This window comes from Ochrobactrum sp. BTU1, assembly GCA_018798825.1.
Classification (GTDB): Bacteria; Pseudomonadota; Alphaproteobacteria; order Rhizobiales; family Rhizobiaceae; genus Brucella.
The window spans coordinates 98,829-119,402 of the sequence record CP076355.1 but is presented as its reverse complement, the minus strand read 5'-3'; the positions used below and the strand labels follow the sequence as shown (position 1 = coordinate 119,402).

Here is a 20,574-nt window from a genome sequence, read left to right as displayed (position 1 = left end):
ACCTGCGCATCAGTGTGACGTTTTTGCCTGCCATTTTCAAAGCCACACTCTTGGGAGTGACAACGGTCCCGTTTCCGCGCTCTGATAAAGGCAACAGGAGGATCACGATGACGCACAAAACGATTGAAGAGCGACTGGCACAACTTGATGCTCAGCGAAGCGCCCTCAAATTGCGGCTTTCAAAACAGGAACGCGCGAATGAAACTCGCCGCAAAGTGCTGATTGGAACATTCGTTCTACAACGACTGGAGAGCAATGACGATCCTGAATTCTCGCGCAGACTGCGTGAGTGGTTGCGCCGGGAGCTACCCAATTTTTTGCGGCGAGAAATAGACCGATCCCTGTTTCAAGATTTGATCGGAACAGCACCCGACTTGCAATCACTCCAGACCCCAGGAGAATTAGCGAAATGAGCCAGATTCGGCAGGCATCCGTAGCTTTCAGGACCATGCTCAACGAGGCACGGCGCGATCCCATCTGGGCGATCACTCAACTCGCTTTTCTGCCTATTCGTGCCATCAAAGCACTGATCGGCGGTATCGTTCTCCTTGGGATCGTTGGACTGTTTTGCTGGAGCATTTCCACCGGTCTGCTTTTTGTTACCCATCTGGAAAATAACCCAATCGCCAACGCGATCGTCGTTTTCGGTGTGACAGCAATTCTGCTTGCTGTCGCATTCCGTCTATTGACCAATCCGTTGATCACCCATTTCGGAAGTCTGAACGGCAAAACGCACGGTACGGCTCGTTTCGCCAGTACGAAAGAAATCGCTGCTCTTTCTCAAATCAATTCTGGCTTGTTGATCGGGCGCGATGTCAAAAGCGGAAAAAAGCTTCGCTACGATGGTCCCGGGCATCTTCTGACGATCGCTCCAACACGGACCGGAAAAGGCGTCGGTACCGTCATTCCCAACCTGCTGACTGCCAATCGCTCGATCATCTGCGTAGATCCCAAAGGTGAGAATGCCAAAATCAGCTACCAAACCCGGCAAAAATTCGGAGCGGTTTACGTCCTTGATCCATTTGGAATTACCGATCGGCCTTCAGCCGCATTCAATCCCCTTTCTATGCTGGATTCTACCGGCCCCGATCTCGCAGAAGACGCAAGCACACTTGCCGATGCACTCGTCTTCGAAGAGCCAGGAGTATCGGTGGAACCGCACTGGAATGAGGAAGCAAAGGCACTGATTGCTGGCATTATTCTCTACGTGGTTTGTCATGCGGTCGCCGGGGAGCGTACCCTCACAAATGTGCGTTCACGCCTCACTTCAGCTCCCGATACTTTTCTCGAAATGCTGCGGCAGATGCAGCAATCTCACAGCGCGCACGGACTGATCGCTCGTGCTGCAAATCGTCATCTTTCAAAATCTGATCGAGAAGCAGCCGGAGTACTATCTGCTGCGCAGCGCCACACACATTTTCTCGACAGTCCTCGCATGGCGTCAGTGCTTGATCGAAACGATTTCAGCTTCATCGATTTGAAGGATACGCCGGCATCGGTGTTTCTCGTTCTTCCGCCCGACCGATTGTCTACATATTCCAGATGGCTTCGCCTGTTAATTGCACAAAGCCTAACAGACATGGCGCGCGATCTCTCGACGCCGACGACGCCGGTGCTTTACATGCTGGATGAATTTGCGGCCCTGGGAAATCTGGCACCCGTCGAACGAGCGATGGGGCTTATGGCAGGCTATGGTGTTCAACTCTGGCCGATTCTTCAGGATATACATCAATTGCGCGCCACATATGGGAAACGCGCCGGCACTTTTCTTTCAAACACTGCTCTGCTACAGGTCTTCGGCGTTAACGACCACGACAGCGCGCGACACATCTCTGACCTTCTTGGCCAGCAGACAATTATATTTGAGACCAAGAACCGATCGTTGGATGCCGAAGAGACCGGGATTTCTTATTCAGCCCATCACACGGCCCGATCATTGCTTACTCCCGATGAGGTCCGCAATCTGCCCTCACATCTGCAACTACTATTCCTAGCCGGTCAGCGCCCAGTCATAGCTCAAAAGCTGTCCTATTATGCAGACCCCGACCTAAGGACGCTGCTCGATGTGCTTTGAAGTGTGTATCAGTTTGTTCCGGCACCCATTGTGCCGGAACGATCGGGGGAACGCAGCTTATTTCTTGAACAGAGACTTTAATGTTGCCGGCTGGCTCCGAAGATATTGCGGTGCAGCGGTGACTTCGCCACCAAGGAGCGCGGCTGCGTGCCAAGGCCAACGTGGATCGTAAAGGATAGTGCGTGCCAATCCGATAAGATCAGCGTCACCCGTGGCAATGATTGCTTCTGCCTGAGATGGCTCAGTAATCAGGCCGACTGCAACAACGGGCATTTTTACCGCCGCTTTCAACGCGCGTGCAAATGGTACCTGGTAACTCGGAGAAACTGGGATCGTCTGCTCGACATGCAATCCTCCACTCGACACATTGATGGCGTCGCAACCTCGCAACTCGAGCTCCTTCGCAAACGCGATCGTCCCATCAATATCCCATCCACCATCAACCCAGTCGGTTGCTGAAACGCGAACAGAAACTGCTTTTTCTGCCGGAAAGGCGGCTCGAACAGCATCAAATACTTCAAGCGGGAAACGCATGCGGTTTTCCAAGCTCCCGCCGTATTCATCAGTCCGTTGGTTAGATAGCGGTGACAGGAACGAATGCAGAAGATAGCCGTGCGCAGCATGGATCTGTACCGCATCAATTCCAATACGCGCTGATCGGACAGCGGCTGCAGCGAACGCATCCCGGATCTCGCTCATACGATCGCGGCTAAGTTCAGTAGGGACAGAATCTGCTACATTGAACGGTACCGCTGACGGGGCTTCGGTTCGCCATCCATTCTCGGCGCCAGCTGCAATCTGCTTTCCGCCTCGCCAAGGAAGATCAGTTGAGGCCTTGCGACCAGCATGGGCAAGCTGAATTGCGATTGGGGTCGTCGACCACTTCCGGATCCCATCCAGAATTTTCCGCATGGCTGCCTCAGTAGCATCGTCGTAAAGACCAACATCGGCATAGCTGATACGTCCCTCGGGAACGACCGCTGTTGCTTCAATCGTGAGCAATCCAGCCCCTGATAATGCAAGTTGCCCCAAATGGATGAGATGCCATTCGGTCATGCAACCATCCACTGCTGAATAGGTGCACATCGGTGCAATAGTGATGCGGTTTTCAAGTTCTAGATTACGAATCTTGAATGGCGTGAAGAGCTGCGGTGCTGGCATAGGGCTCACTTTAACGACGAGTTATGGATGTCATAATCTGCCCGCTTTTATCTTACGCTGACGAGCGCAAGCGTACGGACAAAATGCGAAGGCTTCAGTAATATAGATCGACACAAAGCCCACCTTAACTAACGCGGGCAAAGGTACAGGTCAATCCATACCTTAGACTTGCATAGTCGTTATGGTTTTCATATGAGTGTACAATGCCTGAGCTTCTTGCCCAACCCTCGCGTGACGAACTTGATCTGAGTGTCGTGTTTTCGGCTTTATCCGACCCACTGCGTCGGACCGTAATCGCTACGCTTGCCACATTACCAGATGGCAGCGAGCGAAATTGTTCGTCGTTCGGTTTTCCTGTTGCTAAAGCCTCTCTCACCCATCACTTCAAAGTACTTCGTGACGCGGGGTTGATCAGCCAGGTGGACTACGGGAACCGCCGCGCATCTTCGCTCCGAAAAGAAGATATTGAAGCGCGCTTCCCCGGCCTTCTCGCGATGCTCATTGCGGAATTTAAACATCGCGGCGGGCTTGAGCGATCAAATCCGCAACTGGACGAATGCTGAAATGTGTAGCCCGCCTTTCGGCGGGCTTAAGTGTTTACCGTATGGTTCCTGGGCGGTTCCAGATGATGGTGAAGGTATTGGGATCATCCTGGCCGGTAGTCGGTCCAAGATTGGCGTGGATGCGGCGGGCGAGCTCAGGTGTATCGATCATCAGCGCGATATAGGTGTTACCTGTTGATTTGACTGTTCGGATCCAGGCAGCACCTACTTCGGCACGGTTTGACAGGATACGATAGTCCGGCGATTTCTCGCTGGTCTTTGTGATGGGCACCAGCTTGATGGGAGCGTCGATGGTTAGAGTGCGCAAGAAACCTTCGTAGGTGCCGTTTTCTTTGTAGGTGACGTAACCGATTGCAGACATTGTCTTACTCCTTAACCGAAGGGACTATTCCCTTCGTAAGAGATCGGTCGAACAGCTGTTAAAGCGGATGCGCCAAGGTTTGGTTGAGCGTATTTTGCAGCGTAGCGGCCGCGAGGAGACGAGACGTCGGGGAAAACACGCGTTGCATCAGCACAAGCATGGCCTTGCGCATTCGCTGAAGCGGTTCAGATTTCAGACGAAGTGAATTTAGTCCGCAATTATGGAGCAAGCGAACCTGCCAACGGTATATCCCGGGAAATAGAACTGACTGCTCAAGTAATTGGAACTCGGGAAGCTTCGAGCTTTTCAAGTGAAGAAACGCGTGCGCGATAAGCAGGTTGAATCTATCTTAATAGTCTCCGAACTGGCCATGTCGGGATTGGGATCGGCAAAGCATCCTAACCGGTTTAGCGATAATATTGATCGAAGACGAAAGCGCTCCACTGCAGCAGCTCGGCTCTGGCACCACCGATGGTTAAGATAATCAGCATCATGCCCTGCGAAATCACCCATTCACAGCTGAACCGGCGACTTTCGCGAACCATTTTCCACATGGCGCCACTTGGTCCCTACCGTTCTCGCAACGCTTCGCTTGCCCTGTTGAGCGGTTTGATCAGGTAATCAAAGACTGTCTTGCTACCAGTATGAATATCCACCGTCGCAACCATTCCTGGAACGATGGGAAAGCGTTCTCCATGCTTGTTTAAAAGCGCATCTGTCTCGGTCTTGATGAACACGCGATAATAATAATTTTCAGGCTTCGCTTCATCCTGGATCGTGTCGGCCGAGATGCTGACAACCTTGCCTTCCAATCCACCATAAATCGCATAATCATATGCGGTCACCTTGACGGTCGCACGCTGATCCGGGTGAATATAAGCAATATCCCGCGGCGAGATGCGCGTCTCGATCAGCAGCTGTTCATCAAGCGGCACAATAATCATCAGTTTGCCATTCGGAGGCACCACACCACCAATGGTCGAGACTTCGATATTCTTGACGATGCCGCGCACCGGCGAACGCAACGTCAGACGCGCAAGCGCATCCGATCGTCCGCGAATAACCGATGAAAGCGATTCCACCTCGGCATTTGCCTTTGCAAGCTCCTCACGCGCCTGAACGATATAATCCGATTTGATCTCGGTTTCCTTGAGCTGCAACTCAACCAGCTGCCGTTTCAGGCGGATCACCTCCACATTACTGGCAGCACCCATTTTGCTTAGTGACTGGCTGATATTGAGTTCGTCTTGCACAAGCTTTTTGGATTCGGTGATCCATTCAAGCGAATCCTGCAGGCTGCGTGTACGCGCATCGAAAAGTCGTGTTTCTGCAGCCACCAGCATCGGAAACGCATCAAGCTCGGGCGAAAATTGCAGCTCAGTCTGGCTGACTTCAGCAGTTAGCCGCGCAGAACTTGCCAAAGCCGCACGATATTTGGCGGCACTTTCCTGCACGCTTGATTCTGTAACGGTCGGGTCGAGCTGCGCCAGAATCTGCCCCGGCTCCACCACGTCATCCTGTCGTACCATGAGCTTGGCGACAACGCCGCCCTCAAGTGACTGAATGACCTGTTCCTGCGAAGTCGGCACCACTTTACCTGTCCCGTTAGAGACTTCATCAAGCAAAGCCCAATAGGCCCAGCCCACCAGAATGATGAAGAAAACGAAGACGAGCCGAACAAAGCGCTTCTTCTTCTTGAGCTGAAGCCCTTGCTCGCTTCCGTTTACCCAGGCACCAAAGTCTCCGCCGATGGCTGCCATGCTGTATCCCTTCCGGATCACGCCTGTTTAGGTGTTTCTACCTTGCTCATGCCCAGCAATGTCTGCAGACCGCGTTCCTTGCTGTCGTCCAATGCAACCTGCCCGTTCTCAACGACGATCAGCCGCTGCACGAGTTCGAGCACGCGCATTCGGTGCGTCGCGATAATGACCGTGCGGCCGACACTCCATTTCGCGAATTGTTCGATAAAATGCCGCTCTGTGGCCTCGTCCATAGTTGATGTCGGCTCATCGAGAAGTACAACCGATGGATCGCGGATCAAAAGTCGTGCCAGCAAAATGGCCTGTTTCTGTCCCCCTGAAAGACCGCCACCACCTTCTTGAACCAGATGTTCAAGACCTTTCTGCAGGCGACGTACAAAGCCATCTGCTCCAACCATGGCAAGCACCCGCTGGATCTCCGCATCCGAAGCATCAGATGCACCCATGGTGATATTCTCGCGCAAAGTGCCAAAGAACAGGCGCGAGTTCTGCGTCAGCAGACCCACATCCCGTCGCACATCCGCGGGATCTATTTGCGGCAGGGCAAGATCATCAAGCAGAACCTCACCTTCAGCTGCATCAAGCAGTCCGGAAAGAGCAAGCAACAGGGTCGATTTGCCCGCACCATTGCGCCCAAGCACGGCAATGCGATCTCCATGCTTGATCTTCAGATCCTTGATCAGAAGGACGGGGGTTGAGTTCTCATCGCCATAGCGGAAAATGGCATCCTTCAATCGATAAGAGCCGTCAATCTTCGGGCAGTGGATACGGGTTTCGCTATCGGGATGATCGACCGGCATTTGCATCAGCTGATCAAGGCCACGCTTGGCAATACGCGCATGTTGCAAGCGCCCCATGATCTGAGACAACTGACCCATCGGCGCCAACATGCGGGAGCCAAGAATAGATGCGCCGACGAGTGCACCCGTCGTCATGTCGCCCGAAATAATCAGTGGCGCACCCACAAAAACTGTCAGAGCATAAACCCCGCCCTGCACATTCTGCGTCCACACACTGAGACTATTGGTCAAGGCACGAAGCCTGATCTGTGCCTCACCCGTTACAGCATTGAAGTGGTTCCATTGCTGCTGAAACCGATCTTCTGCCTGTAGCCCTTTGATATCCTCAATACCCTGCACGGTTTCAACCAGCATGGCATTGCGAAGCGAGGCCTCACGCATGGCCGCATTGGCATAGGCTCTTAACCGCCGTTGCAGGAAAAGGCCTGGCAAGATCAGGAGAACGAGCGCGCCCAGCGGTATGAAGACCATCCAGCCAACAAGCGCCGAATAAATGACAAGGAACAGGAAAAAGAACGGAAGGTCGGCCAGCGCGGATACCGTCGTCGAGGTGAGCAATTCACGCACCTGATCAACGTCACGCAATTGCGCGATAAACGATCCTGTCGATGTCGGTCGCGCCCGATTGCGAACACGCAAGGCGTGACCGAACACGACATCGGACATCTGCAAGTCGGTCTGTTTGCCGAGCATGTCGATGATGCCCATGCGCGCACGGCGCATCATGAAATCAAAGAATATTGCCAGCAAAACGCCGCTGAACAACACGTAAAGCGTGTTGAACGATTGTGCAGGCACGACGCGATCATAAACCTGCATCGAGAATAATATGCCGGCGAGACCAAGCGTATTGGCAATCAACGAGGCAACCAGCACATGGCCATACGATCCGATATCGCGGAAAATAATCTTCCGTAGCCAGTTTTCTTCATACGGCTTGATATAGGCATCGACACGCGCATCAGGAACGGTTTTCGATGGTCGGGCAAGCACAACACTTTCTGTCTCAGCCAGAAGATCTTTCAGCGCAAACGGCTGCTCAAGCCCCTCTTCGCCGCTTAACCAGACACTCGCCTGCCCGTCCTTTGAAAGCGTATGCACCACTGCAAGCTGCTTATCCTTGAGCATCAGAACAAACGGCAGATGCCAGGTCGAAAGGGTGATCTTGGTTGGCTCAACAAGCCTGACACCCAGCCCCATGTGACGGGCCATAGCGCGAATTTTTGCTTTGTCGTCGATGTTGAGATCAGCGGCGGCCGCAAGCTTGGTTCCCTGCACGGATACAGGCATTCGGTAATGCTTTGCCACCAGTTCCAGCGCTTCGAGCCAGCCTTCAACATTGAAGCGTGATGGCGCCTCAGGCTTTGGTTGTTCGCCAATCAGACCAAGTTCAATCGACGGATCGATAATTGGAGGGTTCTCGCCACGCTTCATTGGTTGCTCCCGTCTCCCCGCAATGCCGATGCCTGAAGACCAAAACCTTGGCGCATTTTGCCTGAGCTATAGAGGCAGTTCAGATTGAGGCGCCTGATATCATGCACCGTGTTGGCTGACTGAAACCGGGACTCATGCAATTCCTGCTCGGCATTGAGCAGATCGAGCAACGTTCTTGTGCCCAGTTCCACATATTGTTCTCGATAAAGATCGCGGGTTTTCACCATCATACCGGCGCGCAATTCGAGCGATGACATAAGCCGGTTCAACGTACCGATCTGGCTTCGCGACTCCATGAGATTGCGTTCCATATCGATGCGTGCCGTGCTGATTGCCGATTCCGCTGCCTGAAGACCGTAAGCCGCAGCACGTTTGCGCGCACCTGTCTGACCGCCATTATAAAGGCTGGACGACACATTCACGCCGACCGAATATTCCGGCTGGCGATCATTGCTGGTCGTATTATCGCGGGACGCATTCAGATCATAACCCGTCGTCGCTTCAAGCGAAACGGTCGGGAAAGCCTCTGCTTTACTCGCTGCCAACTGTGCGACCGCCTCTTCTTTTTCAGCCTTCGCCTGCAGCATCGCCGGAACCTGATCCCAATCGGGTGCTGCAATGTCACAAGACTTGCCAAGCCAAGAAGGAACATCAGAGGAAGGATTTGCGCTTCCTCCACCAATCATCGCAGCAAGCACAACCTGCCAGCGATTGAGTTCCGACTGATATTGAAACTGGGTCGCCATCGCCGCTTCTACACGCGCATCGGCCTGAACCTTGTCGGACATGGTGCTTGCACCCTTGTCCGTTCGCTCATTCACCAGGCCCGCAATGCGCTTAACGCCCTCGACCTGCTCCTGTGCTAAGGCCGAAAGCTTTCGATAGCGCTGGACCTCGACAACCGCACTGGCAGTGTCCCTTGACAGATTATCAACGGCAAGCAGCATACGGGCCTGATTGATTTCCTTGCCAGCACGCTCGGTATCAACCGCGCTCGAAACCTTGCCAAAATCATAAAGCAATTGCGAAGCGGCAACATTGAACTGTGGGCGCCAGCCTTCGCGATTGTTGCTCTGATAGCCCGAATTCACACCGGCATTGAGCTTGGGATAATAACCGGCCTGCGCCGCCCTGATCCGTTCGTCGGCCTGATAAATACGGTCTGAAGCTTCATTGATTGTTGGATGCCAGCCGACAGCGCGACGGACCGCGGTTTCCATTGTAAGGGAACCACGGTCCGACACCTTGGGAGTGCTGGCGCTTGTCACGTTTGCCCTGTCAACAGCAGGTAAGGGGGTTGAACCCGCCATTGACAGGGGCCGTGAGGCCTCGGTGTTTTTTGACTGCGTCAGCGTCTTCTCGCCCAAAGCAAGATTGTTTGCAGACATCTGGCACGCAGCCAAAAGGCATGAAGTAAACGTTATGGTCGCGAAACGTCTTAAAACCAGAATTTTTCGCATTTATTTTCCATTATAACCGGCAATAAGGCCGGTGATCTGTCATCTGAACCTCCGCCGCCAAAGAACTCAGCGGCGGAGGGTGGAAGCTGAAAGATCAGACAGTATGTGTCGTAAGAAGATCGTCCTCCTGCGTGAGCGGATCTGGCACCAGATGTCCGAGCGGATCATCCACTGAGGCCGTTTCCTCGACTGGAGCCGTACCCAGACCCGTGTCAGATGTCTGTGTGGCACTGTCATTGCTTGACGGCTGGTCATTGCTTGACGGCAATGTCACTTCACCACTGCCATCGTCGAGCAATATGCCCTCTGTCAGGCTATGCTGAGCTGGGGTTTCGCCAGCATCTGAGTCACCGTTTTCATTTCCAGTTGGTGCAAGTTCGTGCATCGGAATTACATCCGCGTCAGACGCAGACAATTCAAAGGCAACGTTTACGGGATTGCCGACATTCTCTTCGCCTTGGAGCGTTCCATTGATAGTGACTGTAAGGCTCGCTTCTTCAACCCGGCCATCTACCTCAACCTGATAGTAGAATGTGTCGGTCGACGTTCCGAACGTTGCCCGGTCATCAGGTGTGTAGGTATAAGTTCCATCCGAATTGATCAGCAGTGAACCGAACGACCCTGCGACAGTAAGAGATCCTCCGGTCACAACTTCCGTGAAATCGATACCATCAGTTGAGATAGACAAAGAACTCGGTTCGACATTCAGAAGATCATTTTCAAAGAGATCGCCGTTTGCACTGTAGACCTGACTTTGTACAAACTCATCCAGATGATTGACTTCAGATTCAACGCCGACCGTCACACCACCAGCGACAGACACGACGCTGAAGTTTAGTGCCGTACGTACGCGATAGTCGCCTTCAGGAATACCCGAGACCAATATGTCACCAGAACCGCCACTGCCTAACAAGCTCAATAATTGCGAAGTATTGTAAGTCGCGTACGGTACCCAATTGTTTCCGCCAGTGTTTACGTCAATGAAAACGGTAACACCGCTGCCAAGCGCAAGCAGGCTCCCTGTGTTAATACTTAGAGTGACGTCTTGTGTCGTGTTGGCTTCGACTTCGAAGCTTTGTCCTATGAGTGAGCCCGTTGTTCCAATCGGCGCCCCCAATACAACAGCGGTCCATGAATAACTCAGAGCATTAGGAATATCGATACCATCCGTGACGAGATAGTCATATTCGATACCGGCTTGTGCTGTATCGGCCGCCAATCTTGCACCGTCGATCTCGACGGAAAGGTTAGCTTCCGCTGTATTGATGCCATCCGAAATCGTGTAGGTGAACGTGTCTGTCTGGCCAACCGACGCCGGAGTGCCGTTCGGTGTATAGGTATAGCTACCGTCCGACTGTAGAACCAAGGTTCCATAAAGACCTTCAATGGTTGCCCCATCTGGGCCTATCTCGACAATATCTCCTTCACTGTTGACGACCTGTGTCACTTGCGTTCCTGGCACCACACTGTCTTGGCCAGCTTCACCCTCCACGCCACCGTCCGGATCAATGACATTGCCGCTAATAGGTGTGTTTCCATTCGCGAAAGTATGTTCGGTAAGTGTAGCTGTGACAGAAGTATCCTGAAGGAGTGTCAACGTGTTGCTAAGCAATGCATCTGCGACCGCGCCCAATACTTGATCCAGTGCAGAAGTAAGTCCCAGATTTGCTAAGGTGGTCGAGAGAACTTCAACAAGCTGTCCCGCGCCTAGAGCATCGACGGTTCCCAGAGCAAGTTCCAATACGCCTCTGACAGTCCCTCCCAGGACCGGACCAAGCGCGTCTTCCACGGCATCCAATACAAGCGCCTGATTTTCCGCTCCGAGGACAACGCCACCCTGTCCAAGTTCTTCCAGCGATACACCATCACCATCAGCGTCCAACAAGGTACCAAGAGCACTGTCACCTTTTCGAACCACGACTGTGTAATTACCCGGCGCTAGTCCCGTGAAGTTGGCCGTGAGCGTGTTGTCACTGGTTAGTCCAAGGATTGTAATTCCAGCAATATCTCCAACCAGAGGATCATTGCCAGTTGTAGCAACCGCCACAAGATTGCCGTTCGCGTCATAAAGTTCGATATTGAATGCGTCTGCAACCGCAATCAGAGCGGTTTGTGTGACAGTTATTGAAAGATCGCCCGTCGAACCTGCGGCGACAGTCACAGGTACACCATTAGTCGGCGCGCCAGTATCCAACAATCCTAGCACTTCAAGGCTTTCGTCGCTTATCGGTGCCTGCGTGGTCGACGTCCGGCTTCCCAGATCCGCTGTTGCATCATCATCAGCGGCAGCGATATCGATGATCGATATTGCGCCAAGAGAAGCGCTCTCGCTAACATTCTCCGCAGCATCGTACTGCCTAACAAGCACCTGCCCGTCCTGGTAAACGCCTGCTGGGACTTGGAAATTGGTGCCTACTCCGTTTTGCCAGGTCTCTCCTCCATCCGTTGAGAACTCCCATCTTCCGCCATCTTCGAGCCCGTCGATGGAAACAGTTCCATCGCTCGTTATCCCATCGCCCGCGATTCCCGTGTCGTTATCGAGTTCGACAGCGAGCGGTTCCGGCGCAAGCGTATCCGGAAGTACTGCTGGTGTGCCGGTGGATTCATTATCTGCACCATCTGTCAGCGTGACAGAGACTTCCTGACCATTGCTGGCTGCAACCGGGAAGGTCGCTGTGCCTTCTTCTCCTAGTTCAACGGTTCCGATCACATCACCAGCAGCATTGATAATGTTGGCTGTAGTGTTTGGCTCACCGCTGATGATTAGCGAAAGTCCGTCTTCAGCCACCTCAACTGTCGGTGCTGCAGGAGCAAGTGTGTCTGGCAGAGTCGCAGGTGTGCCGGCCGATTCATTATCAGCACCATCTGTCAGCGTGACAGAGACTTCCTGACCATTGCTGGCTTCAACCGGGAAAGTCGCTGTGCCTTCTTCTCCTAGTTCAACGGTTCCGATCACATCACCAGCAGCATTGATAATGTTGGCTGTAGTGTTTGGTTCACCGCTGATGATTAGCGAAAGTCCGTCTTCAGAAACCTCGACTGTCGGCGCTGCAGGAGCAAGCGTGTCTGGTACAGTGGCCGGTGTTTCCAACGACTCGTTGTTTGCTGCATCAGTCAGTGTAACACTGACGTCCTGGCCGTTACTTGGTTCTAGTACGAACGTAGCCGTACCCTCGTCGGAGAGAGGAACGGTGCCTATCACACCACGTTCTGCATCGTAAATTGTAGCAGTGCTATTTGGCTCACCAGTTATGGTGAGCGTGCGGCCGTCCTCACCAACGGTAACGCCAGGGGCGTCAGGGGCATCAGCGTCTGCGTCAGCATCAGCGTCGGCATCCGCATCGGCGTCCGCGTCAGCGTCCGCATCAGCATCAGCGTCCGCGTCGGCGTCAGCATCCGCGTCGGCGTCCGCGTCGGCATCCGCATCGGCGTCCGCGTCCGCGTCAGCATCAGCGTCCGCATCGGCGTCAGCGTCCGCGTCGGCGTCGGCATCCGCATCGGCGTCAGCATCGGCGTCCGCATCCGCGTCGGCGTCAGCGTCCGCGTCGGCGTCGGCATCCGCATCGGCGTCAGCATCGGCGTCCGCGTCAGCATCAGCGTCAGCATCAGCGTCAGCATCAGCATCAGCATCAGCATCAGCATCGGCATCGGCGTCAGCGTCGGCATCCGCATCGGCGTCGGCGTCCGCGTCGGCGTCAGCGTCCGCATCGGCGTCGGCATCGGCGTCCGCATCAGCATCGGCGTCGGCATCGGCGTCAGCGTCCGCATCCGCATCAGCGTCCGCGTCGGCATCGGCGTCAGCGTCCGCATCGGCGTCAGCGTCGGCATCCGCATCGGCGTCAGCATCCGCGTCGGCGTCCGCGTCGGCGTCGGCGTCCGCGTCGGCGTCAGCGTCCGCATCGGCATCCGCATCGGCGTCAGCATCGGCGTCCGCATCAGCATCGGCGTCGGCATCCGCATCGGCGTCAGCATCGGCGTCCGCGTCAGCATCGGCGTCAGCATCCGCGTCGGCGTCAGCATCCGCGTCGGCGTCAGCATCCGCGTCGGCGTCAGCATCCGCGTCGGCGTCAGCATCAGCATCAGCATCGGCGTCAGCGTCGGCGTCAGCGTCAGCATCGGCGTCAGCATCCGCGTCGGCGTCAGCATCCGCGTCGGCGTCAGCGTCGGCATCCGCATCGGCGTCGGCGTCCGCATCCGCATCGGCGTCCGCGTCAGCATCAGCATCGGCGTCAGCGTCAGCATCAGCGTCTGCGTCAGCATCGGCATCCGCATCGGCGTCCGCGTCGGCATCGGCGTCGGCGTCAGCGTCAGCATCAGCATCAGCATCCGCGTCAGCATCAGCGTCCGCGTCAGCATCGGCGTCCGCATCAGCATCGGCGTCGGCATCCGCATCGGCGTCAGCATCGGCGTCCGCGTCAGCATCGGCGTCAGCATCCGCGTCGGCGTCAGCATCCGCGTCGGCGTCAGCATCAGCATCAGCATCGGCGTCAGCGTCGGCATCTGCGTCCGCGTCAGCGTCCGCATCGGCATCCGCATCAGCATCGGCGTCAGCATCCGCGTCGGCGTCAGCATCGGCGTCCGCATCTGCGTCGGCGTCAGCATCGGCGTCAGCGTCGGCGTCGGCGTCCGCATCAGCGTCCGCGTCAGCATCAGCGTCGGCATCGGCATCAGCGTCAGAATCTGCGTCTGCATCGCTGTCGTCACTGCCACCTGATGCCGCTCCGATAGCAGCGCCTACAGCTCCCAAACCAAGTAGACCTAGTAAAACTGGGCCTGCATCACCACCGCCACCAGCTAACTGATCAACGGATTGTATTTCGGAAAAATTGAAATCCGCGAGACCGTCGCTGTGATTTCCGGCCCATAGCTTGCCATCACTGTCCTGCAAGACGAGGTCGTTATCCTCACCGCCTTGATAATGCGTATAGAAATGAACAATTCGGATTGTTTCGCCATTATGCAGTCGAATAAGGAGGTCGTCGCCAACTCGCTGATATTGGGCAATCGCATCTGGATTGAGCGTTAGTTTAACCACGCTTGGCCCAGAAAGAATGATGTTATCACCCGTAATGGTACGCGAACTGCCACTCGCCTTATTCGTAATAACTGCAACCATGACTCTCTCCTCAATCCGAAACTGAGCTTCGAGGGTCCGTATGAAACAGAACTCGAACTACTGAGAGAATGCTTATCTATGGCAATAGAATCTGCGTTTTGAATACAAGTAGGATCACGCGCAAAGTATAAAACTCTGCGAGAAATAATGCCATACGATTGCATTTCATAATAGTTGCTGAGACGACCCCTCGAAGACGATAACTACCCGGCCATAGAATTCTCGGGACCGTATCGATTGTCTATGACAATACGAACAGATCTTGTCTGATATGAACATGAAGCTGAATTTAACGCTAATTCAGGATGTGATTGATAAAGTTTTTCTGTTGCAGCAAAATCAGAGTTTTCGTTTGTTGGTTCAGGCACTTGATATGCTTGAGAGCATAAATATTCGTTTGAGCTTTATGTAGGGCGACAAAATCAACTGACTGTATCGACTGCGCCTAAAAATGCTTTTTATATAAGATATAAGGAAGAACGGTTTTTCACTACTGTTTAGAGCAAACAAGAGATCGCTTTGAAGAGGTTGCACTCCGTCACATCAAATCTCCTTGCCAGTATGCCGTCGGAAAAAGCCAGTGTATGTCCAGAAGCGGGCTAAGCCCAAATATTCGAGCAATCGGAACGGGGCCTAACCACCCATCACTTCATATCTGTTACTGCCAGAACTCAGTTGGAATGCGATCTTCGCATTGGTCTAGGGAATTCGAGGCATCGCGGCAGGAAACTCTTTGAAGGACAGCACGTCAGCATCATCAAGAGTTCTGTGCGCGATAAAATGTTGAAAGAAATCTATCTTCGTCCTCGATCGAGGCAATGCCCATATTGAACTCGGCGTAAGCAGCGCCGTTAGCCGTTGCAGCGTGGTCAGATGATTAGAGGCTGCGTAGTGATGACTTTGGATGTCCGTTTCGCCACTGCGCTTTCGAAAGAAATTCGCAGACAACGTCGCACATAAGATACAAATAAATTCCATCTTATCCGCCGCACCATTTGGAAGCAAAAATAGTTCAGACTTGCGTAATCTACGGCTGGCGTCGGTATCTGGCTTCGAAACGACGAATGGTCCGATATTCGTGGCGAGTTCATGCTCTACGTTTCTGAAATGCCACGATCGGCCACACTTATGTTCATGACCATGCAGTGAAGTAGACCGGTGGATGTGCAGGGTGCTGCCGAGCGGCTATTTGCGCTTATAAGCAATGCAGTCAACCTCGACCTTGCAATCCACAACCATACTGGACTGCACACAAGCACGAGCGGGAGGGTTTTCTCCAAAAAATGTTTCAAAGACACCGTTAAAGCTCCAGAAATCGCGCGCGTCGTCAAGCCATACACCAACGCGCATGATGTCTTCTGCTGCGTAACCCGCATCATGCAAAATCTGAAGCATATTTTCGATGGCGATGCGTGATTGCTCAACGATGCCGCAGCCAACAACCTCACCATCACGCATCGGAGTTTGACCCGATACATAAAGCCAGCCGTCCGCTTCAGTGGCTTTAGCAAATGGAAGAGAACGTTGGCCGGACCCTTTGCCTGTGCCAACTCCGTGGCGCACTATAGACATGATATTTTCCTTGCTCGTGGTGAGAATACTTACAAATGGCGCAAACAATGCGCCACCATGCAACCTCACGAAGAGGTTTTGAAAGAACGTGCTTGGCGCCCTCAATAAGGGACGCCAAACTTATTGCTACAGAGCTGGCAGCAGTTCGCGTTTCGTGCCGAACCACTTTTCCTGCAGAGCGGATAACTTTCCATTGATTACATTCGTGAAAACAAAGGTATTTACCCATTGCAGTAGATTGTGTTCGCCCATCGCGACGCCTATATGCGCGGGCGACTGGCGAATTTCAAAGACAGGCTCAAGCTTGGTGTCAGGCCGATCCCGGCGCAGATTGCTGATGATGGCACTGTTTTCGGCCAACATATCGGCCTGTCCTGCGAGATAGGCCGCCATGGCACCTGGCACGTCATCAAATCGTGCTAGCTTGGCTCCCGAGGGTACATTGTCACTCAACCACAAATCCAGCGTAGTGCCGCGTGCCACAGCAATCGTGTGACCGTTCAGGACCGAAATGTCTTCCGAAGCACCGATATCAGGAGAACCGAAGACGCCCAACTGTACGGCAGTATAAGGCTGCGAGAACATCACCTGTTGGGCTCGTTCAGAAGTAGCTCCCATGGCAGCAATAATGATGTCGGTTTGATCCGACAAAAGATTGGGAATTCTGTTTGTACCAGTAACCTGTACGATCTCAAGTTCTACAGAGAGTTCCTGTGCCAAAAGTTGCGCCACTTCCACATCCAAGCCCGTAGGTTTTCCTTCGGCATCGTTCATGCCCCATGGCGGCACGTCGAGCAGGATACCCACTCGGATCTTACCGTTGTCCAGAATATCCTGTAATTTATCTGCATATGCCGACACTGGAGCAAGCAACATCGCTGCCATGCTCAAAGAAGCTAGAAATACTTTCAATCCCATTTGGTTCTCCCTTTTTTAGTTGGATTAGTTTTGTGATCGCCGTATGAAGGCCTGCAGTTCAGGTGTTTGCGGGTTTCCAAACAAATCTGCGGGATGACCCTCTTCCCAAATCCGGCCTTCGTGCATGAAAACCACCTTGTTTGCGACATTGCGGGCAAACGTCATTTCGTGCGTGACCAAAACCATGGTCATGCCCTGATGCGCCATATCTTCCATCACCTTGAGCACTTCTCCCACAAGCTCAGGGTCAAGTGCAGAAGTCACTTCATCAAACAGCATCAACTCTGGCGCCATCGCGAGACAGCGTGCGATGGCGACGCGCTGCTGCTGCCCGCCGGAAAGCTGCTCGGGCCATGCTTCGATCTTTTCCAGTAAGCCGACCTTGGTCAGACATGCCTCTGCGAGAGCGCGCGCCTCCGGCTTGGCAACCTTGCCTGTCAGAATTGGCGCCAGCGTTATATTCTTCAATACGTTCATGTGAGGGAACAAATTGAATTGCTGAAAAACAATTCCGACCCGTTGGCGGTATTCTTTGAGACCTTCCATTCGGGCACTGATGGCTTGTCCAGCCACTGTTATCGAACCGCCCTGCGTTTCCTCGAGCCCGTTTATGCACCGCAGTAATGTGGACTTTCCCGAACCGGAACGACCGATAAGTGCAACAATATCGCCTTTGTCGACAACTAGCATCACATCTTTGAGAACTTCTAGAGTGCCAAATGATTTCCGCAGGTTCTTTATTTCAACGAGCGCCATGCAGACGTGTCTCCAATTTGCGCGACAAATAAGTCAGCGGGGAACAGATAGCGAAGTAAATCGCAGCTATGGTGATATAGACAGGCAGCGGTTGCAGCGTTGCTGCTGCCGATAGTTGTCCCGCGCGTGTTAGTTCAATAAAGCCAACGACAGCAGCGAGCGAAGTTCCCTTGATGAGCTGAACCAGAAATCCAACGCTGGCCGGCAGCGCGATCTTGAGCGCTTGGGGGGCGATAACATGCACGAATTGTTGCCATCCACTAAGCCCCAAACAAGCCGCAGCCTCCCACTGAGTTTTTTTAACAGCCTCAATTCCGCCTCGCCAGATCTCGCCCAGAAAGACAGCAGTATAGACCGTAAACGCTGCTGTAACCGCCATGAGCGGGGGCAGCCGCACCCCGAGAAAGACTGGCAGGCCAAAATAAACAAACATAAGCAGTGCCAGCAGCGGAACGCCTTGCATCAGTTGGAGGATCAGCGCAGCGAACCAACGTAGAGGCGTTATCCGCGATACACGCATCATTGCAAAAAGCAGTGCAAGCGGACCGCCGATGACCAAAGCAAGTAGCACCAACAAGATGGTGTACTGGAACGCGGTGGCAAAGGAGATCACGTCAACCATGCCCAATGGACGCATTGTTTTCTCCTATCGTGTTACGGGCCAACGGAAAGCGAGCTTTCCGAAAACGAAAAAGAGCAGACGGAACGCGACGACCATCGCCACGTAGATACATGAGATAAGCGCGTAAACTTCAAAGCTACGGAAGGTGCGACTTTCGACGAAAGCTGCAGTGTGGAACAATTCCTCGGTCGAGATGAACGACGCGATTGATGTTCCCAATAACAGGAGGATGAACTGGCTAGTAAGCGAGGGATAGATGTTACGTAATGCCGGCAGAAGCACGACATGGAGGAACACCTGCAAATTTGACAGCCCTAAGCAATGGCCTGCTTCAATCTGTGCCTTGGGGATCGAATTCAAACCTGAACGCACAATTTCCGTGACAAACGCCGCAAAATAGAGCGTCAACGCTACAACCGCCGCCTCAAATGGCGGCAAGCGCAGACCTATTTGGGGCATGACGAAAAAAATGATAAATATCTGCAATACCGGTGGCGTATTACGGATTACCTCGATGTAGGCGCGGATCGCAAGGCCAACATGACGATTACCCCGCCCCATCAAAAGCGCAAAGACGAGGCCGAGTATAAGCCCCACTGCGCCGGCCATGAGAGCAAGCTTCAAGGTGACATAAACACCTTCGATGAGATTATCCTCGTAACGCCATAGGGGACGAAAGTTCAAAGAAGACATCGACCTACCCGAAATATGTCGGCAAGGCGTTAGTTACCTTGCCTTCAGAATTAGTGACAAATATCCACGACCACCGGTCAAGCGCTGTACAAGGATGCGATATGCCGAAGCCAATTATGTCGCCGACGAACAGGTCAGCGGTCGCAGGGATTTTTAGAAAGGCATGCTGGTCATTTAGCTTAATTACTTCCGGCCACTCGGGCATATCCATGGCTTTCCCGTCACGATAACAGGACACCGGGACAGGAAGCCCCTGATCAAAGGAAACATCTCTCATTCCCATACCGCAGATTGCAAGTTCTGGCTCGGGGCGCGAAAGGACTTCAGCATAGACGAGAAGTGCTGGCTTAAAAGCCTTGCTTGCTACCCCAATGCCTGCCGGTTCAAAGCCGTTGCGGCGGTCCAGATCAGCCAATCTTCGCGCGTAGATGCCGTGATCACAAAAGAAGATGGCACCAGAGCGCAAAACCAGATCGGCATTTCCATCAGCTTTGACGAGAGGGGCGAGATCCTCGACTACCAGATCGAAAAAGCTTGATCCACCCGAAGAAAGCGTAAGGCGATCATTCGGTAGAAAGGTACGCAGGCGCGAGAAAGCCGCAGAGGCGAGCGCATGAAGCGCGGCAATCGTGCGTCGCGTCTCCTGCGGATCTTCAGTTACAGACGCTCCTTCATATGCGGCAATACCAGCCGCCCGAAGATTTGGGAACTCTGCCAATCCATCCAGTATGGCGGATACGGTTTCAATCGTTCTGGACCCTGCTCTTCCACCACCCACTTCGATCAGAAAATCGATTGGACGTCCGGCATTAGTTGCGACTTCGCCAGCAGTTGCCAATGAAGCAAGACTATCGACATAAAGAGTAACTTCTGACGACGGATATTGGGCCAACAGTCGGCCGAGCCTCGCTCCGCTGGCTTTTCCTCCGATCTGATTTGCAAGAATCAGGCGGTCTAGGCCGTTCTCAAGCATGACTTTAGCCTGACGGGTATCTGCTACCGTCAACGCAATGGCTCCACGCTTAATTAAATCGCGCGCCAGTTCTGGTGACATCGGCGTTTTGGCATGCGGTGCTATTTTTGCGCCGACTGCTCGAGCGTAAGTAAACATTGCATCACAGTTCTGATCCCATGCAGAAGGATCCAATGTCAGAAGCGGAAGCGACGCTGATCCGTTGCGAGGATCGATATCCAGTTCGCCGATCTTGAAGGCGGGTATCGCGTCAAGATCGGCCGGGTATCCGCGAACTGTTCCACTCATCAGATATTGTGTCATTGGCACAT

The 20,574-nt window shown here is 53.5% G+C and carries 16 protein-coding genes; 3 read left to right on the top strand and 13 right to left on the bottom strand.

Annotated elements, in window-relative coordinates:
* Positions 1 to 107 precede the first annotated feature (107 nt).
* Both KMS41_11915 and KMS41_11910 read left to right on the top strand, forming a co-directional pair.
* Positions 108 to 413 (top strand): mobilization protein, encoded by a 306-nt coding sequence (locus tag KMS41_11915; protein ID QWK79642.1) that lies wholly within the window; start codon positions 108 to 110, stop codon positions 411 to 413.
* A complete protein-coding gene (locus KMS41_11910) occupies positions 410 to 2,074 on the top strand; it encodes a type IV secretory system conjugative DNA transfer family protein (GenBank protein QWK79641.1) in 1,665 nt (554 codons plus the stop codon). The genes KMS41_11915 and KMS41_11910 overlap by 4 nt, the downstream gene beginning before the upstream one ends.
* A gap of 57 nt (positions 2,075 to 2,131) precedes the next feature.
* Here the strand turns inward: KMS41_11910 and KMS41_11905 are convergent, their stop codons facing one another.
* The gene (locus KMS41_11905) at positions 2,132 to 3,235 is read right to left on the bottom strand and encodes an NADH:flavin oxidoreductase/NADH oxidase (GenBank protein ID QWK79640.1); all 1,104 of its coding nucleotides are present in this window, start codon (positions 3,233 to 3,235) and stop codon (positions 2,132 to 2,134) included.
* 203 nt (positions 3,236 to 3,438) lie between these two features.
* Between KMS41_11905 and KMS41_11900 the strand changes: the two genes are divergently transcribed.
* The gene (locus tag KMS41_11900) at positions 3,439 to 3,798 is read left to right on the top strand and encodes a helix-turn-helix domain-containing protein (GenBank protein QWK79639.1); all 360 of its coding nucleotides are present in this window, start codon (positions 3,439 to 3,441) and stop codon (positions 3,796 to 3,798) included.
* 34 nt (positions 3,799 to 3,832) lie between these two features.
* Here KMS41_11900 and KMS41_11895 read toward each other — a convergent pair whose 3' ends face one another.
* The 12 genes from KMS41_11895 to KMS41_11840 form a co-directional block, all read right to left on the bottom strand.
* Positions 3,833 to 4,159 carry a DUF736 domain-containing protein gene (locus KMS41_11895; GenBank protein ID QWK79638.1) on the bottom strand — a complete coding sequence of 109 codons (327 nt, stop codon included), beginning with the start codon at positions 4,157 to 4,159 and terminating at the stop codon, positions 3,833 to 3,835.
* 407 nt (positions 4,160 to 4,566) lie between these two features.
* Complete coding sequence (locus KMS41_11890) at positions 4,567 to 4,713, bottom strand: hypothetical protein (GenBank protein ID QWK79637.1); 147 nt, start codon at positions 4,711 to 4,713, stop codon at positions 4,567 to 4,569.
* Positions 4,714 to 4,728: 15 nt separating this feature from the next.
* Positions 4,729 to 5,919 carry an HlyD family type I secretion periplasmic adaptor subunit gene (locus KMS41_11885; protein QWK79636.1) on the bottom strand — a complete coding sequence of 397 codons (1,191 nt, stop codon included), beginning with the start codon at positions 5,917 to 5,919 and terminating at the stop codon, positions 4,729 to 4,731.
* A gap of 17 nt (positions 5,920 to 5,936) precedes the next feature.
* Positions 5,937 to 8,153: a type I secretion system permease/ATPase gene (locus tag KMS41_11880; GenBank protein ID QWK79635.1), complete on the bottom strand. Its 2,217-nt coding sequence runs from the start codon at positions 8,151 to 8,153 to the stop codon at positions 5,937 to 5,939.
* The gene (locus tag KMS41_11875) at positions 8,150 to 9,373 is read right to left on the bottom strand and encodes a TolC family outer membrane protein (GenBank protein ID QWK79634.1); all 1,224 of its coding nucleotides are present in this window, start codon (positions 9,371 to 9,373) and stop codon (positions 8,150 to 8,152) included. The genes KMS41_11880 and KMS41_11875 overlap by 4 nt, the downstream gene beginning before the upstream one ends.
* Positions 9,374 to 9,707: 334 nt before the next feature.
* Positions 9,708 to 14,729 carry a BapA prefix-like domain-containing protein gene (locus tag KMS41_11870; GenBank protein QWK79633.1) on the bottom strand — a complete coding sequence of 1,674 codons (5,022 nt, stop codon included), beginning with the start codon at positions 14,727 to 14,729 and terminating at the stop codon, positions 9,708 to 9,710.
* A 1,185-nt stretch (positions 14,730 to 15,914) separates the two neighbouring features.
* Positions 15,915 to 16,301: a RidA family protein gene (locus KMS41_11865; protein ID QWK79632.1), complete on the bottom strand. Its 387-nt coding sequence runs from the start codon at positions 16,299 to 16,301 to the stop codon at positions 15,915 to 15,917.
* Between the two features lie 126 nt (positions 16,302 to 16,427).
* Positions 16,428 to 17,219: a transporter substrate-binding domain-containing protein gene (locus KMS41_11860; GenBank protein QWK79631.1), complete on the bottom strand. Its 792-nt coding sequence runs from the start codon at positions 17,217 to 17,219 to the stop codon at positions 16,428 to 16,430.
* Between the two features lie 24 nt (positions 17,220 to 17,243).
* Entirely contained in the window at positions 17,244 to 17,975 is a 732-nt protein-coding gene (locus tag KMS41_11855) for an amino acid ABC transporter ATP-binding protein (GenBank protein QWK79630.1), read from the bottom strand.
* On the bottom strand, positions 17,962 to 18,612 hold the full coding sequence (locus KMS41_11850; GenBank protein ID QWK79629.1) for an amino acid ABC transporter permease: 651 nt from the start codon (positions 18,610 to 18,612) through the stop codon (positions 17,962 to 17,964). Before KMS41_11850 ends, KMS41_11855 begins: the two co-directional genes overlap by 14 nt.
* Before the next feature lie 9 nt (positions 18,613 to 18,621).
* Positions 18,622 to 19,281, bottom strand: a complete 660-nt coding sequence (locus KMS41_11845; GenBank protein QWK80234.1) for an amino acid ABC transporter permease — start codon at positions 19,279 to 19,281, stop codon at positions 18,622 to 18,624.
* Between the two features lie 13 nt (positions 19,282 to 19,294).
* Complete coding sequence (locus KMS41_11840) at positions 19,295 to 20,566, bottom strand: alanine racemase (protein QWK79628.1); 1,272 nt, start codon at positions 20,564 to 20,566, stop codon at positions 19,295 to 19,297.
* Between the last annotated feature and the right edge of the window lie 8 nt (positions 20,567 to 20,574).